12 protein-coding genes are annotated in these 14,544 nt (G+C 70.9%); 7 read left to right on the forward strand and 5 right to left on the reverse strand.

The window, feature by feature from the left end:
- Positions 1-88: 88 nt before the first annotated feature.
- Complete coding sequence (gene smc / locus ABT340_RS09790; protein ID WP_352010293.1) at positions 89-3,763, forward strand: chromosome segregation protein SMC; 3,675 nt, start codon at positions 89-91, stop codon at positions 3,761-3,763.
- 534 nt (positions 3,764-4,297) lie between these two features.
- Positions 4,298-5,476 (forward strand): signal recognition particle-docking protein FtsY, encoded by a 1,179-nt coding sequence (ftsY, locus tag ABT340_RS09795; RefSeq protein WP_352010294.1) that lies wholly within the window; start codon positions 4,298-4,300, stop codon positions 5,474-5,476.
- Between the two features lie 51 nt (positions 5,477-5,527).
- On the opposite strand, the gene ABT340_RS09800 is transcribed toward ftsY, so the two are convergent.
- Genes ABT340_RS09800 through ABT340_RS09810 form a run of 3 tightly spaced genes read right to left on the reverse strand, consistent with a single transcriptional unit; the run spans position 5,528 to position 8,513 of the window.
- On the reverse strand, positions 5,528-6,355 hold the full coding sequence (locus ABT340_RS09800) for an ABC transporter ATP-binding protein (protein WP_352010295.1): 828 nt from the start codon (positions 6,353-6,355) through the stop codon (positions 5,528-5,530).
- Entirely contained in the window at positions 6,352-7,461 is a 1,110-nt protein-coding gene (locus ABT340_RS09805; protein WP_352010296.1) for a FecCD family ABC transporter permease, read from the reverse strand. The genes ABT340_RS09800 and ABT340_RS09805 overlap by 4 nt, the downstream gene beginning before the upstream one ends.
- Entirely contained in the window at positions 7,458-8,513 is a 1,056-nt protein-coding gene (locus ABT340_RS09810) for a FecCD family ABC transporter permease (RefSeq protein WP_352010297.1), read from the reverse strand. Before ABT340_RS09810 ends, ABT340_RS09805 begins: the two co-directional genes overlap by 4 nt.
- 135 nt (positions 8,514-8,648) lie before the next feature.
- Between ABT340_RS09810 and ABT340_RS09815 the strand changes: the two genes are divergently transcribed.
- A complete protein-coding gene (locus tag ABT340_RS09815) occupies positions 8,649-9,671 on the forward strand; it encodes an ABC transporter substrate-binding protein (protein ID WP_352010298.1) in 1,023 nt (340 codons plus the stop codon).
- 22 nt (positions 9,672-9,693) lie between these two features.
- Here ABT340_RS09815 and cds1 read toward each other — a convergent pair whose 3' ends face one another.
- Positions 9,694-10,770: an L-cysteine desulfhydrase Cds1 gene (cds1, locus tag ABT340_RS09820; protein WP_352010299.1), complete on the reverse strand. Its 1,077-nt coding sequence runs from the start codon at positions 10,768-10,770 to the stop codon at positions 9,694-9,696.
- 282 nt (positions 10,771-11,052) lie between these two features.
- On the opposite strand from cds1, the gene ABT340_RS09825 reads away from it, so the two are divergent.
- Positions 11,053-11,640: a sigma-70 family RNA polymerase sigma factor gene (locus tag ABT340_RS09825; RefSeq protein WP_352010731.1), complete on the forward strand. Its 588-nt coding sequence runs from the start codon at positions 11,053-11,055 to the stop codon at positions 11,638-11,640.
- Between the two features lie 26 nt (positions 11,641-11,666).
- Here the strand turns inward: ABT340_RS09825 and ABT340_RS09830 are convergent, their stop codons facing one another.
- A complete protein-coding gene (locus ABT340_RS09830; RefSeq protein ID WP_352010300.1) occupies positions 11,667-12,503 on the reverse strand; it encodes an EamA family transporter in 837 nt (278 codons plus the stop codon).
- 85 nt (positions 12,504-12,588) lie between these two features.
- Between ABT340_RS09830 and ABT340_RS09835 the strand changes: the two genes are divergently transcribed.
- The 3 genes from ABT340_RS09835 to ABT340_RS09845 all read left to right on the forward strand — a co-directional run bounded on the left by ABT340_RS09835 (position 12,589) and on the right by ABT340_RS09845 (position 14,539).
- Positions 12,589-13,164 carry a helix-turn-helix domain-containing protein gene (locus ABT340_RS09835; RefSeq protein ID WP_352010301.1) on the forward strand — a complete coding sequence of 192 codons (576 nt, stop codon included), beginning with the start codon at positions 12,589-12,591 and terminating at the stop codon, positions 13,162-13,164.
- Between the two features lie 150 nt (positions 13,165-13,314).
- A complete protein-coding gene (locus ABT340_RS09840; RefSeq protein ID WP_352010302.1) occupies positions 13,315-13,629 on the forward strand; it encodes a hypothetical protein in 315 nt (104 codons plus the stop codon).
- A 61-nt stretch (positions 13,630-13,690) separates the two neighbouring features.
- Positions 13,691-14,539, forward strand: coding sequence for a polysaccharide deacetylase family protein (locus ABT340_RS09845; protein ID WP_352010303.1), 849 nt, complete (start codon positions 13,691-13,693; stop codon positions 14,537-14,539).
- The last annotated feature ends 5 nt before the right edge of the window (positions 14,540-14,544 follow it).

Below are 14,544 nucleotides of genomic sequence, written 5' to 3' on the forward strand. Positions count from 1 at the left end.
AAGAACGGTAGTCTTCCCAGGCGAGAGCGACAGGGCGGCCTGGGAAAGCGCGAGTGAACACGGGTGAACGCGGCGGACGAGGGGTGACATGTATCTGAAAACCCTGACTCTGCGCGGATTCAAGTCCTTCGCCTCGGCCACCACCCTCAGGTTCGAACCCGGCATCACCGCCGTCGTCGGCCCGAACGGCTCGGGCAAGTCCAACGTGGTCGACGCCCTGGCCTGGGTGATGGGCGAGCACAGCGCCAAGTCGCTGCGCGGCGGCAAGATGGAGGACGTCATCTTCGCCGGGACGTCCTCACGGGCCCCGCTCGGCCGTGCCGAGGTCACGCTCACCATCGACAACACCGACGGCGCGCTGCCCATCGACTACACCGAGGTCACGATCAGCCGCCTGATGTTCAGGGCGGGACAGAGCGAGTACGCCATCAACGGCGACACCTGCCGCCTGCTCGACATCCAGGAACTCCTGTCCGACTCGGGCATCGGCCGTGAGATGCACGTCATCGTCGGGCAGGGCCAGCTCGACCAGGTGCTGCACGCGGGCCCGGAGGACCGCAGGGCCTTCATCGAGGAGGCCGCGGGCGTTCTGAAGCACCGCAAGCGCAAGGAGAAGGCGCTGCGGAAGCTCGACGCGATGCAGGCCAACATGACCCGGGTCCAGGACCTCACCACCGAGCTGCGCAGACAGCTCAAACCCCTCGGCCGCCAGGCGGAGATCGCCCGCAAGGCCGCGGTCATCCAGGCCGACCTGCGTGACGCCAGGCTCAGGCTGCTCGCCGACGACGTGCTCACCCTGCGCGTCACCCTGGAGCGGGAGACCGCCGACGAGGCCGCCGTGCTGGCCCGCCGTACGGTGGTGGAGACCGAGCTGGAACAGGGCCAGGTCGCCGAGGCCGAGCTTGAGGCCGCGGAGGCCGAGGCACAGCCGCGACTGGCCGCCGCCCAGGAGACCTACTTCCGGCTTTCGTCCCTCCGCGAGCGCCTCAGGGGCCTGGCCGGGCTGGCCGCCGAACGGCACCGCAACGCGACCGACACCACGGTCGAGCGCAGAGGACGCGACCCGGAGGACTACGAGCGCGAGGCCGAGGAGATCCAGGAGCAGGAACGCGTCCTTGAGGAACTCCTCGACCAGGAGCGGGAGACCCTGGCACAGGCCGTCGCGGGACGCTCGGAGAGCGAGGCGGCGCTCGCCGCCGAGGAACGCCGCCTGGCCGCGGAGGCCAAGGCCGTCGCGGACCGGCGCGAAGGGCTGGCCAAGCTCAGGGGGCAGGCCGGCGCGGCGCACAGCAGGGCGGGCGCGGCCGAGGAGGAGATCGGGCGGCTGAGGCTCTCCCTCGAAGAGGCCGAACAGCGCGCCGAGCGCGCCCGCGCCGACCACGAGGGCCAGGAACGCTCTGAGCCGGAGATCGACCCCGCCCTCGCCGAAGAGCTGGAAATCGCCCTTGAGGCCGTGGCACAGGCAAGGGAGGCCGTCGAGGAGGCCAAGGCCGTCGCCGAGGAGGCCAAGGCCTCGGTCGCGGGCCCCAACGCGGCCCTGTCCTCGGCCAAGGCCGCCGTGGGCGTCGCCCGCAAGGCCGACCAGGAGGCCCAGCGTCAGGTCGCCGCGCTCGAAGCCAGGTTCGAGGCGCTCCAGCTGAGCCTGGCGAGCGGCACGGACGGCGCCGCGGCGCTGCTGGCCGCCGACCTGGCCGGGGTGCTCGGCCCGGTGGCCACCATGCTGACCGTCAGCCCCGGCGCGGAGACGGCCGTGGCCGCCGTGCTCGGCGCCTACGCCGAGGCGGTGGCCGTGGAGTCGCTGCAGGCCGCCGCGGACGCCATCGACTTCCTCAGCCGCCAGGACGGGGGCCGGGCGGCCCTGCTCGTCGCCACGGGCGGGCAGGTCCCGCGGAGGGCCGACATGCCCGTCGCGGGCGGCCGGTGGGCGGCGGACCTGGTCACCGTGCCCGACGCGCTGCGGGCCGCCGTCACGCACCTGCTGGCCGACGTCCTGGTCGTCGACGACCTTGAGACGGCCAGGAAGGCCGTCGAGCAGTGGCCCGAGCTGCGAGCCGTCACCCGCTCCGGCGACCTGGTCGGCTCCTACGCCGCCAGGGGAGGCTCAACGGGCGCGGCCTCCGCCCTCCAGATGCGGGCCGCTCTCGACGAGGCCGTCGCGGACCTGGCCACGGCCAGGCAGGCCGCCGAACAGGCGGGCCTCGCCATGGAGGAGGCCGCCGAAGCCGAGGCGCAGGCGCAGTTCGCCGTCGAGACCGCCCAGGCGGGCGTGGGCGAGGCGCAGACAGGCGTGCAGACCGCCCAGGCCGGGGTGAACGCCGCCCAGGCCGCGCTCGACCAGATCAGGGCCAGACAGCGTGACGCCGACCAGCGGGCCGCCGCGACCGCGCGGCGACTGGCCCAGCTCGGCGCCGCGGCCGAGGCCGCCGCCGCCGAGTGTGAACGGCTCGCCAGGGCCGTACGGGCCGCCGAGGAGGCCCGCGACCGGGACGCCGCGGGGCTCGCCGAGATCGAGGAACGGCTCGCCGCCGCCACCGCCGAGGTGGAGGCCGAACCCGAACCGACCACCGAGATGCGCGACGAGCTCGCGGAGATCTGCGCCTCGGCGAGACAGACGGAGATGGAGGCCCGCCTGGCCGTACGGACGGCCGAGGAGCGGGTCAAGGGCCTCACGGGCCGGGCCGACGAACTGCTGCGCGCCGCCGAACGGGAGCGCGAGGAACGCGCCAGGGCCGCCGAGCTGCGGGAACGGCGGCGCAGGCAGGCACTGGTCGCCCAGGCCGTGGTCCGCGGCACCGAGCTGACCCTGGCCCGCCTGGAGACCTCTCTCACCGTGGCGGCCGAGGAACGCGACGAGGCCGAACAGGCGCGCGGGCAGATCGACCAGTCGCTCAAGTCGATCAGGCTCCGCGTCAGGGAACTGTCCGGCGAACTGGACAAGCTGATCAACAGGGCGCACGGCAGCGAGGTCGCCAGAACCGAACGGCGCCTGCGCCTGGAACAGCTGGAGGCCAAGGCCGTCGACGAGTACGGCGTCGAACCCGACACGCTCATCGCCGAGTACGGCCCGGCCGAACCCGTCCCGACCGTCGACGGCGACCCCGTTCCCTACGTGCGTGAGGAACAGGAGAAGCGGGCCAGGGCCGCCGACCGGCAGATGGCGCAGCTCGGCAAGGTCAACCCGCTGGCCCTTGAGGAGTTCGCCGCCCTTGAGGAACGGCACGCCTTCCTCACCTCCCAGCTTGAGGACCTCAAGAAGACCAGACGTGACCTGCTGCTCGTCGTCAAGGAGGTGGACGAGCGGGTCGAGCAGGTGTTCGGCGCCGCCTACGCCGACGTCGCCCGCGAGTTCGAGCAGATCTTCGGGCGGGTCTTCCCCGGCGGTGAGGGCAGGCTGCTGCTCACCGACCCGGAGGACATGCTGACCACCGGCGTCGAGGTCGAGGCCAGACCGCCGGGCAAGAAGGTCAAGCGCCTGTCGCTGCTGTCCGGAGGGGAACGGTCGCTGACCGCCGTCGCCTTCCTCGTCGCCATCTTCAAGGCGCGGCCCTCGCCGTTCTACGTGATGGACGAGGTCGAGGCGGCGCTCGACGACACCAACACCCAACGGCTGCTGACCCTGTTCGAGGAACTGCGGCAGACGTCACAGCTCATCGTCATCACCCACCAGAAACGCACGATGGAGATCGCCGACGCGCTGTACGGGGTCTCGATGCGGGGGGACGGGGTCAGCCAGGTGATCAGTCAGCGGCTTCGAGAAAGTTAGTTGTGTCTCTTTGCTCCGCCTTCGGCGTCGCGGGCTGTGTCTCTTTGCTCCGCCTGGCGGCGTCGCGGGCTGTGTCTCTTTGCTCCGCCTTCGGCGTCGCGGGCTTGGGCGCCTCGGGTCGGTGCTTTCCCTCGTCGCTCATCCGCTGCGCTCCTTCGCTCCTCAGTCCAAGCACCGACGCGCCCAAGCCGAAACTCTTCACACTTGGCGCCGGTAAAGCACAAGCCGTGTTTCTTTGCTCCGCTTGGCGGCGTCGCGGGCTTGGGCGCTTCGGGTCGGTGTCTTCCCTCGTCACTCATCCGCTTCGCTCCTTCGCTCCTCAGTCCAGACACCGACGCGCCCAAGCCGAAACTCCTCACACTTGGCGCCGGGGGTGTCGGCCGACCCCTCGCTTCGGAGGTGGAAAGTCCACGCAGGCAGGTGCGGGGGACGTCTGTGTCGTCGTGGTGGGAAGGGTGAGCAGTCAAGATCGATGGGGGGTGACTTGACCCGGGGGGTCGGAGCATTCCGGGGGGTCTGGAAAACTGTGCTCTTGTGGAAGGCTATCTCGGCATAATCGCGATCATCGTCGTTGTCGCCCTGCTGGCGGCGGGCGGCATGTTCCTGTTGCTCAGGCCGCGGGGCAAGTCGGCTCCTCCGGTGGAGCCGCCCGAGGTGCGGCCCGTTCCCGGGGAGGAACAGGCGCCTCCCGTGGGGGCCGCGCAGGACGACGACGCGGCGACCACCACTCTTCCGCCGCCGGCCAAGCCCGCCGAGCCCATGGTCGTTCCCCCGGCCGTCGAGATCCCGCCGCCCTCGGCGGGCCGCATGGTACGGCTGCGCGCCAGGCTCGCCCGGTCCCAGAGCACCCTCGGCAAGGGCCTGCTCGACCTGCTCTCGCGTGACCGTCTCGACGACGACACCTGGGACGAGATCGAGGAGACCCTGATCACCGCGGACGTCGGCGTCGCCCCGACCCAGGCGATGGTCGAGGAGTTGCGGACCAAGGTGAAGGTGCTGGGCAGCAGGACGCCCGCCGAGGTGCGCGGACTGCTCAAGGAGCAGCTGCTGACCCAGATCGGCGCCGACACCGACCGCACCCTGCACGTCAAGCCGCACGGGGAGCGTCCCGCGGTCGTGCTCGTCGTCGGCGTCAACGGCACCGGCAAGACCACGACGACCGGCAAGCTGGCGCGTTCCCTCATCGGCGACGGAAACAAGGTCGTGCTCGGCGCCGCCGACACCTTCCGCGCCGCCGCGGCCGACCAGCTCCAGACCTGGGGCGACCGGGTCGGCGCCGAGGTCGTGCGTGGTCCCGAGGGCGGCGACCCGGCCTCGGTGGCCTTCGACGCCGTGGCCAAGGGCATCGAGGACAAGGTGGACGTGGTCATCGTCGACACGGCGGGCCGTCTGCACACCAAGACCGGCCTGATGGACGAGCTGGGCAAGGTCAAGCGCGTCATCGAGAAGAAGGCGACGGTCGACGAGGTCCTGCTCGTCCTGGACGCGACCACGGGTCAGAACGGCATGCGCCAGGCCCAGGTGTTCGCCGAGGTCGTCGACGTCACCGGTATCGCCCTGACCAAGCTCGACGGCACCGCCAAGGGCGGCATCATCATCTCCGTCCAGCGTGAGCTCGGAGTGCCGGTCAAGCTGGTCGGCCTCGGTGAGGGGCCGGACGACCTGGCCCCGTTCGACCCCGAGGTCTTCGTGGACGCCCTGCTCGGCGACTGAGAGAGCCACCGGGAACCGGGACGCGGTGAACGCCGCGTCCCGGTGGGGACGTCAGTCCCGAAGGAGCGCCCCGTTGCGCCGGGCGCGGTCTCCGGCGGAGGGCAGTGGCCCGACGGGCACGACCATGGGGGTGCCCGCCACCGGGTCCTCGATGACCCGGGCGGCCAGGTCGAAGACCTTCGCGAGCAACTCCTCGGTGAGGACCTCGGCGGGAGGCCCGGCGGCGACGACCTTGCCCGAGCGCATGGCGACCAGGTGGTCGGTGTAGCGGGCGGCGAGGTTGAGGTCGTGCAGGACCATCACCACCGTACGGCCGAGCTCCCCGTGCAGGCGGCGGACGAGTTCGAGGACCTCGATCTGGTGCGCCAGGTCGAGGAAGGTCGTCGGCTCGTCGAGCAGCAGCAGGTCGGTGCCCTGGGCCAGGGCCATCGAGATCCAGGCGCGCTGACGTTGCCCGCCGGACAGCTCGTCGAGCGGGCGTTCTCCCAGGTCGAGCAGGCCCGTCATGGACAGGGCCTCGTTGACGGCCGTCTCGTCGCCGGAGGACCACTGCCGGTACCACGTCTGGTGCGGGTGCCGTCCCCTGGCCACCAGGTCGGCCACGGTCAGTCCCTCGGGGGCCGTGGGGGCCTGCGGCAGCACTCCCAGGATCTTCGCGACCTCCCTGGTCGGCATCCTGTCGATGCGTTTGCCGTCCAGCAGCACCTCGCCGCCGGAGGGCTTCAGCAGGCGTCCCAGCGCGCGCAGCAGCGTGGACTTGCCGCATCCGTTGGGGCCGATGATCGTCGTCACCGTCCCGGCCTCGATCCCGAGGTCGAGCCCGTCGACGATGACGCGGTCGCCGTACCCGAGCTTGACGTCGACGGCCCGTAGTCTCAAGGTCGTGCCTTTCTTCGCGCGCGGACGAGGAGATAGATCAGATAGGGGGCGCCGAGGACCGCGGTGACCACGCCGACGGGAAGTTCGACGGGGCTGAACGCGGTCCGCGCGACCAGGTCGGAGGCGCTGGTGAGGACGGCACCGGTGAGCGCGGACACCACGAGCGGAGGCTGGGCCGCTCCGGCCAGGCGCAACGCGATCTGTGGCGCGGCCAGCGCGACGAAGGCGATGGGGCCCGCCGCGGCGGTCGCGAGCGCGGCCAGCAGCACGGCGGCCAGGATCATCAGGCTCCTGGTGAGGTCGGGGCGCACCCCGAGCCCGGTGACGGTCTCCTCGCCGAAGCGCAGCGCGCCGAGTGAGCGGGCGCCGACCAGGGTCGCCGGGACCAGTACGGCCAGCGCAACCGCGACGGGAACGACGTGTTCCCAGCCCCTGCCGTTCAGTGAGCCGGTGATCCAGACGATGGCGCGCCCGCTGTCGTTGACGTCGCCGATGGTCAGCAGCCAGTACTTGACGTTGACGCACATCACCGAGACGCCGATGCCGACGAGCACCAGGCGGTAGCCGTCCAGGCCGCCCCGCCAGGCGAGCGTGTAGACGGCCAGCGCCCCGGCCGCGCCGCCGAGCAGGGCGAGCAGCGGAATCCCGACCGAGGCCAGCATGCCTCCCGCCCCGCCCGCGGCGCTCGACGTGGCCACGATGGCCGCGACCACGCACACGCTGGCGCCCGGCGTCACCCCGAGGATGTCGGGGCTGGCCAGCGGGTTGCGCGCGATGGCCTGGGTGATCGCCCCGGCCAGGGCGAGCGCCGCGCCGACCAGGACGCCGGTGAGCGCCCGGGGCAGCCGCAGCTCCATCACCACGAGGTGGTCGGGGCCGTCCCCCACGACGGCCCGGCCCACCTCGGCCAGGCTCATCGGGATGTCGCCGATCCGCATGCCGAGCCCGGTCAGCAGTACGGCGGCGGCCAGCAGGACCAGTGCCGTCAGGACGGGGCGTGGCCGCAGCGGCCAGGAGGCGGGACCGGCCCGCAGCGCCTTTGTCTGTGCCCTTGTCGGGGCCTTCGTCTCAGAGGGGCGCAGGCCGTACACGGGGGTGGGGTTCACAGGCGGACCGGCTTCCTGCGGCGGACCAGGGCGACGAAGAACGGCGCGCCGAGCAGGGCGAGGACCACTCCTGCCTCCAGCTCGCCGGGCCGGGCGACCACCCGTCCCGTCACGTCGGCGAGCAGCAGCGCCACCGCGCCGATCAGCCCCGCGTACGGCAGCAGCCACCGGTTGTCGGGGCCGGAGAGCGGGCGGGCCAGGTGGGGGACCATCAGGCCGAGGAAGGCCAGCGAGCCGCAGGCCGCGACCGAGGCGCCGGTGAGCAGCGTGATCGCGCAGATGCCGACGGCGCGGGTCAGGGTGACGTTCTGGCCCAGTGCCCTGGCCACGTCCTCGCCGAGGGCGAGCGCGTTGAGGCCGGGGGCGTTGACCAGGGCGAGCAGGAGCCCGACGACGACGAACGGCAGCACCTGGGTGACGGTCTCCGCGCCCCGGCCCGCGATCGAGCCGGTCTGCCAGAACCGGAAGACGTCCATCGCCTGCTCGTCCATCAGGACCAGGGCCGAGGTGAGCGCGTAGAGGAAGGAGCTGACCGCCGTGCCGGCCAGGGCCAGGGTCAGCGGGGTCGGGCCGGACCGTCCGCCGACCATGCCGAGGGCGAAGACTCCGGCGCTGGCGACGAGGGCCCCGGCCAGGCCGAACCAGATGTAGCCGTACAGGCCGGTGACGCCGAGCGTCATGATGGCGAGCACCATCGCGAACGCCGCGCCCTGGGTGACGCCGAGCAGACCGGGGTCGGCCAGCGGGTTGCGGGTGTGCCCCTGCATGAGGGCGCCCGCGACGCCCAGGGCGATCCCGGCCATGACCCCGATGGCGGTCCTGGGCACGCGCAGCGACCGCACGACGATGTCGTTCTCGGTGCCCGACGGGCCGGTCAGGGCGTGCCACACGTCGCCGGGCGGGACCGGTTTCGCGCCGACCGCGAGGCTCAGCAGGACGGCGGTCAGCAGCAGGGCGAACAGCCCGGCGACCACGATCGACCTGCGGGTACGCAGGGCCGTGAGAACGCCCCTGGGCGAGGGGGACCGCGCGATGACCGCCGTCGTGCTCACGCGCGCTCCTCTCGCCTGCCGGAGACCGGACACCGTCCCGCGGACCGGGACCCCGATTGTCGGGCTCCGAACGAGTATGACAGTTTAGGCATGCCTAATCTAATTTAGGCGTGCCTTACCTTGGAGGAAGTCCTGATGAGAACATTGCGCGCCGTGGCGCTCGGGATGGCGACGGCCGTACTGTCGGCGGGGCTGGCCGCCTGCGGCACGAGTACGCCGACCACCGCGAAGCCCGCCGCGGAAACCGGGACGGGGGCGGATCCCTCGGCCGGGGCGGCGACCGCGGAGGGCTTCCCCCGCACGGTGAAGCACGCCATGGGCGAGACCGTGATCCCGGCCAGGCCGGTGCGGGTCGTGACCCTCGACCAGAGTTTCGTCGACGCGGTGCTCACCCTGGACACCGACGTCGTCGGGTTCACCACCTACCGGGCGATCGACGACAAGCTCCCCGACTATCTGACCCCGGTCCTCGGGCACGCCAAGGACGCCGTCTCCGTCGGCACGCTCGAACAGCCGAGCCTGGAGCGGATCATCGCCCTCAAGCCCGACCTGATCGTCTCGGCGAAGGTCCGGCACGAGGCGCTGTACGACAAGCTGTCGAAGATCGCTCCGACGGTGTTCAGTGAGACCACCGGCGCGATCTGGAAGGAGAACCTCAGGCTCATGGGGCGGGCCCTGGGCAAGGAGGACCTGGCGGAGACCAGGCTCAAGGACTACCAGGACCGCGCCGCCGCGCTCGGCGCCTCCATCGACAAGAAGAACGGCGGAATGCCGACCGTCTCGGTCGTCCGGTTCGCCGGGGAGCCGACCGTGCGCCTGTACGTGGAGAACTCCTACTCGGGGCTGGTGCTGAAGGACGTCGGCTTCGTCCGGCCGAAGGACCAGCCGACCACGACCGAGACGATCGCGGTGAACATCAGCCAGGAGAACATCTCCCAGCTCGACGCCGAGCACATCTTCGTGGCGGCCTACCCCGACCCGGCGGCCGAGCCGATCAAGAAGGAGTTCCAGGCCAACCCGCTCTGGGGCAGGCTCAAGGGCGCCAAGCACGACGTCGCCGACGTCATCTGGATGAGCGCGGTCGGCATCCAGGGCGCCCACGCCATCCTCGACGACGTCGCGAAGGTCTTCGGGGTCGATCCCGCCAGGGCCTCCTGAGCGGGTCCCTTCGGGTGGGATGTCAGGGCTCGGCCAGGAAGGACCTCAGTTCCTCCAGGTGAGGGGCGATGTCCAGGCCGCGCTCGGCGAGCCAGGCGTCGTCGCCGTAGGTGCAGCGGTAGCGTTCGCCGCCGTCGCAGATCAGGGTGACGACGCTGCCCCGCTCGCCCGCCTGGCGCATCTCCCGCAGGATCCGTACGGCGGCCGCGACGTTGGTGCCCGTCGAGCCGCCGACGTCGCGGCCGGTGACCTCGCGGACCCAGCGCATCGCCGCGATGGACAGGGCGTCCGGGACCTGGATCATGCGGTCGATCACGGTGGGCATGAACGACGGTTCGACCCGGGGGCGGCCGATGCCCTCGATGCGGGAGCCGGGGGCGGTGACGGTGTCGTCGCCGGCGCGCCAGCCCGGGTAGAAGGCGGACCCCTCCGGGTCGACCACCGCGAGCCTGGTCTGGTGCCGCCGGTAGCGGATGTAGCGGCCGATGGTCGAGGACGTGCCGCCGGTGCCGGCGCCGACCACGATCCAGGTCGGCTCGGGGTGGGGTTCCATCTCCATCTGCTGGAAGATGCTCTCGGCGATGTTGTTGTTGCCGCGCCAGTCGGTGGCCCGCTCGGCGTAGGTGAACTGGTCCATGAAGTGGCCGCCGGTCTCGGCCGCGACCCGGCGGGACTCCTCGTAGATGGTCCCGGGGTCCTGAACGAGGTGACACCTGCCGCCGTAGAACTCGATCAGGGCGATCTTCTCGGGGGACGTCGAGGCGGGCATCACCGCGACGAACGGCAGGCCGACCAGCCTGGCGAAGTAGGCCTCACTCACCGCGGTCGAGCCGCTGGAGGCCTCGACGACCGTGGTCGAGGGGCCGATCCAGCCGTTGGCCAGGCCGTACAGGAACAGGGATCGGGCCAGGCGGTGCTTGAGTGAACCGGTTGGGTGGACGGACTCGTCTTTGAGGTAGAGGTTTACCCCCCAGTGCGTGGGAAGCGGGAAGACGTGGAGATGGGTATCGCAGCTTCGGTGGGCGTCGGCCTCGACGTGACGGATGGCCTCGGCCACCCAGGAGCGGGTATAGGGGTCATGCCTGTCCACGTATTCCATGCACCCAAAAGTAGCGCGAGCTGGGGTTATGTGATGATGGACACAACCTCTACCATCTTCAGAGGGAGATGTTACGATAATGAGACTTGTCCGGCTGTAGGGCGTGTCGTACCCGCCTTCGAAGCAGCCGACGACCAACCTCCTGACCAGGCGGAAGAGCTCTTAACGGCCCGCTTACGAGCCGCCTGCGAGCATTCGACAAGCCGCCGGAAAGGGCGTGTCGTGCCTGTGCCGGACGGTGGTGGGGGGAATCAGTACAAGGGGGAAGAACACGTGATCACGATGACCGAAGAGCAGCGCCAGGACTGGTTCGAGCGCGACGTCGTTCCGGTCACCACCCAGCTCTACGCGTCCGCGATGCGTTTGACCCGCAACTCCGCCGACGCCGAGGACCTCGTGCAGGAGACGGTGGCCAAGGCGTTCACCTCTTACCACCAGTTCCGGGAGGGGACCAACCTCAAGGCGTGGCTGCACCGGATCCTCACCAACAACTTCATCAACGAGTACCGCAAGAAGCAGCGTTCGCCCAAGCTCTCGGCGACCGAGGAGATCGAGGACTGGCAGCTCGCCGCCGCCGAGTCCCACATGTCCTCCGGGCTGAAGTCCGCCGAGACCGAGGCGCTCGAACAGCTGCCCGACAGCGCCGTGATGAACGCGCTGCGCTCCCTGCCCGAGGACTTCCGCGTCGCGGTCTATCTGGCCGACGTCGAGGGCTTCGCCTACAAGGAGATCGCCGAGCGCATGGGCACGCCCATCGGCACCGTCATGTCCCGGCTGCACCGTGGCCGCCGTCAGCTCAGGACGATGCTTGAGGACTACGCCCGCGAGGAGGGCGCCGTCCGCCTGCCCGAGCAGCGCCAGGCCGCCTGACCGGCGGCTCATGCCCGATCCGGGGCTCAGCCCGCGGCGATCAGCGCGACCGCCGCGAGGGTGAAGCCGATGCCCGTCATCTGCACGACGTTGAGCCGCTCCTTCAGGACGTATCTGGCCAGCACCAGCGTGCTCGCCGGGTAGAGGGAGACCAGCACGCCGACGAGGCTCAGCATGCCGCGCTGCTGGGCGAACATGAACAGCACGTTGGCCAGCATGTCGAGAACCCCGGCCGCCAGGATGATCCGCAGCGCGCCCGCGCCCGGCCGCAGCGTACGGCCGGTGGCCAGGGCCAGCAGGGCGATGAGGGCGATTGAGGAGAGGCGCGCGCCGAACAGCGGCCACATCCCGGTCTCGGCGGGCGACTGCGCCAGCAGGACGAAGAAGCCGCCGAACCCCACGCCCGCCACCAGCGCGGCCACCAGCGGCCCCCGGCCGTTCCCGGACGCGCTCCGCGAGGGATCACGGCTGACCAGCAGCACCGCGACCAGTGCCAGCACCACACCGCAGAGCGCCGGCGGCTCGGGCCGCTCCCCGGTGGCCAGGCCGTACAGGACGGGCAGGGCCGCGGAGGTGGTCGCGGTGGTCGGGGCGACGACGGACATCACGCCGGTGGCCAGCGCCCGGTAGAAGAGCACCAGCCCGGCGGCGCCGGAGACACCCGCCGCCGTGCCCCAGGCGAACGCGCCCGCCGTCGGGGCGCCGGGCAGCAGCGGCATCAGCGCGACCACCAGGGCGAGCCCGGCGCCCTGGGAGAGCACGACCACCGCCATCACCCGCGACCTGCGGGTGGCCAGACCGCCGAAGAAGTCGGCCGTGCCGTAGACCACGGCGCAGAGTGTGGCCAGCGCCACCGCGATCATCCTTCACCTCAGTTCAATGGATTGCACCGTTGGAACAATATATGAGGTGCAAAATACTGCAAATCAGGTTCACTACACTGGACTGATGGATCCCGAGACGATCAACGCGGCGGTCGCCAACAACGTGCGGGCCCAGCGGGCGCACCGGCAGATGACGCTCGACGAACTGGCCACCCGCTCCGGGGTGAGCCGCGGCATGCTCGTCCAGGTCGAGCAGGGACGGACCAACCCCAGCATCAACACGCTCACCCGCATCGCCGACGCCCTCGGGGTGACGGTCGCGCGCCTGGTCGAGGTCTCGGACGTGCCCGTGGTGCGGGTCGTCCCCGCGGCCAGCGTCGTCACCTTCCCGCACGGGAAGGCCAGTTCGGCACGGCTGCTGGTCGGCACCGACGCCCCGTCGATCCTGGAGCTGTGGGACTGGCGGCTCGCCCCCGGCGACCACCACGACGGTGACGCCCACCCTCCGGGCACCAGGGAGATGCTGACCGTCATCGAGGGGGAGCTCACCCTCTCGGTGTACGGCGGCAGCCACGTCGTGGGCGTGGACGACGCCGTGGTGTTCCGCGCCGACCGGCCGCACCGCTACTCCAACAACGGGCAGGTCCCGCTCAGGTTCACGATGGTGGTGACCGAGCCGAAGGAGACACCTGACCAATAGTGGGGAACGGGTGTCACCAGGCGACGCGTGACCGCATCATTACCCCATGTCGCTTTCGCTGTCACCCGCCGGTGGCGGGGCCTGTGTCCCGGCCGCGCGGTCCGTCCCTCCGTCGGGGAGCGGTCCCTCCGTCCGCCGGGGAGGTGACGGGTGAACGAGCGTGTCGAGGCGGGGGAGGCGATCGCCAGGCTCCGCGCGGACCTGGCCGGGCTCGGGGTCACCGGCGCCTACGAGGTCGACGACGACGGCACTCTCTCGGTGTGGATCGGGCTCGTCGTTCGCTTCCGAGATGGTTTCTACCGGTGGCAGGAGGGCCAGGTGAAACGTCGGCATCTGGGCACGGATTCGAAAGGATGCGCCATTCGGGTAGCGCGTCGCTATGCGGAACTCCAGGCAGATGTCCCATCCTGGTGGGACGAACTGGCCAGGAGTCTGCGGGGGGACGTGGCCGGAGACTATCCATGACCATCTGTGACCCCGGCCGGCCTGGCGGGGGGCAGACGTGTGGCGATGGATGGTTTTCACCATGGCCGTCCTGCTGGGAGTCGCGGGCTGTGAGCCCCCTGTCGCGATCCTGAGCATCGAGAGCGACCCGTCCCCGTCCGTCTCGCCGTCCCCCGAGGCATCCCCGCTCTTCGACCCGGAGGAACTCGCCGAAAGGCTGGTCGCGATCCAGCGGCAGTGGCCGAGGAACAGCCTTCCGAAGCCGCCCGGCGCGCGCGGGGTGAACTGCGCCAGGATCAGGTGCGTCGCGCTGACCTTCGACGACGGGCCCGGGCCGTACACCGGCAGGCTGCTCGACATCCTCGCCAGGCACCAGGCGAGGGCCACCTTCTTCGTACTGGGCAGGATGGTCGCCGAGGACCGGGGGGAGAACCTCCGCAGGATGGTCGTCGAGGGACATGAGATCGGCAACCACACCTGGGACCACCTTCCGCTCCCTCAGCTCTCGGAGAAGTCGATCAGGTTCGAGCTGGCCAGCACCCAGAAGATCGTCAGACGGCTGTCCGGGGTCAAGATGACGATGATGCGGCCGCCGTACGGCTCGACGGGCAGGCGGGTCGCGGCGGAGGCCTCCCGTCTCGGGCTCGCCCAGGTCATGTGGAGCGTCGACACCCTCGACTGGCGTGACCGCGACTCCAGGCTGGTCGCCCAGCGCGCGGCCCAGGCCACCCCGGGGGCCATCGTGCTCATGCACGACATCCACCCGACGACCGTCGAGGCCGTGCCCGCCGTCCTGAACCAGTTCGTCCAGCGGGGCTACACGTTCGTGACGCTGTCGGAGCTGTACGGCGTGCCCCGCCTGGTGCCCGGCAGGGCCTACACCAGCATGGGCGACGGAGCCAGGGGGACCGCGGCCACGGAGATTCCCTAACCGTC

The sequence above is a fragment of the Streptosporangium sp. NPDC000239 genome (assembly GCF_040300765.1).
Lineage (GTDB): Bacteria > Actinomycetota > Actinomycetes > Streptosporangiales > Streptosporangiaceae > Streptosporangium.

Excerpts from the sequence above, each read along its gene's own strand:
- smc (WP_352010293.1), top strand. The coding sequence starts at position 89 with ATGTATCTGAAAACCCTGACTCTGCGCGGATTCAAGTCCTTCGCCTCG.
- ABT340_RS09815 (WP_352010298.1), top strand. The coding sequence starts at position 8,649 with ATGAGAACATTGCGCGCCGTGGCGCTCGGGATGGCGACGGCCGTACTG.
- cds1 (WP_352010299.1), bottom strand. The coding sequence starts at position 10,770 with ATGGAATACGTGGACAGGCATGACCCCTATACCCGCTCCTGGGTGGCC.
- ABT340_RS09825 (WP_352010731.1), top strand. The coding sequence starts at position 11,053 with ATGACCGAAGAGCAGCGCCAGGACTGGTTCGAGCGCGACGTCGTTCCG.
- ABT340_RS09830 (WP_352010300.1), bottom strand. The coding sequence starts at position 12,503 with ATGATCGCGGTGGCGCTGGCCACACTCTGCGCCGTGGTCTACGGCACG.
- ABT340_RS09835 (WP_352010301.1), top strand. The coding sequence starts at position 12,589 with ATGGATCCCGAGACGATCAACGCGGCGGTCGCCAACAACGTGCGGGCC.
- ABT340_RS09845 (WP_352010303.1), top strand. The coding sequence starts at position 13,691 with ATGGCCGTCCTGCTGGGAGTCGCGGGCTGTGAGCCCCCTGTCGCGATC.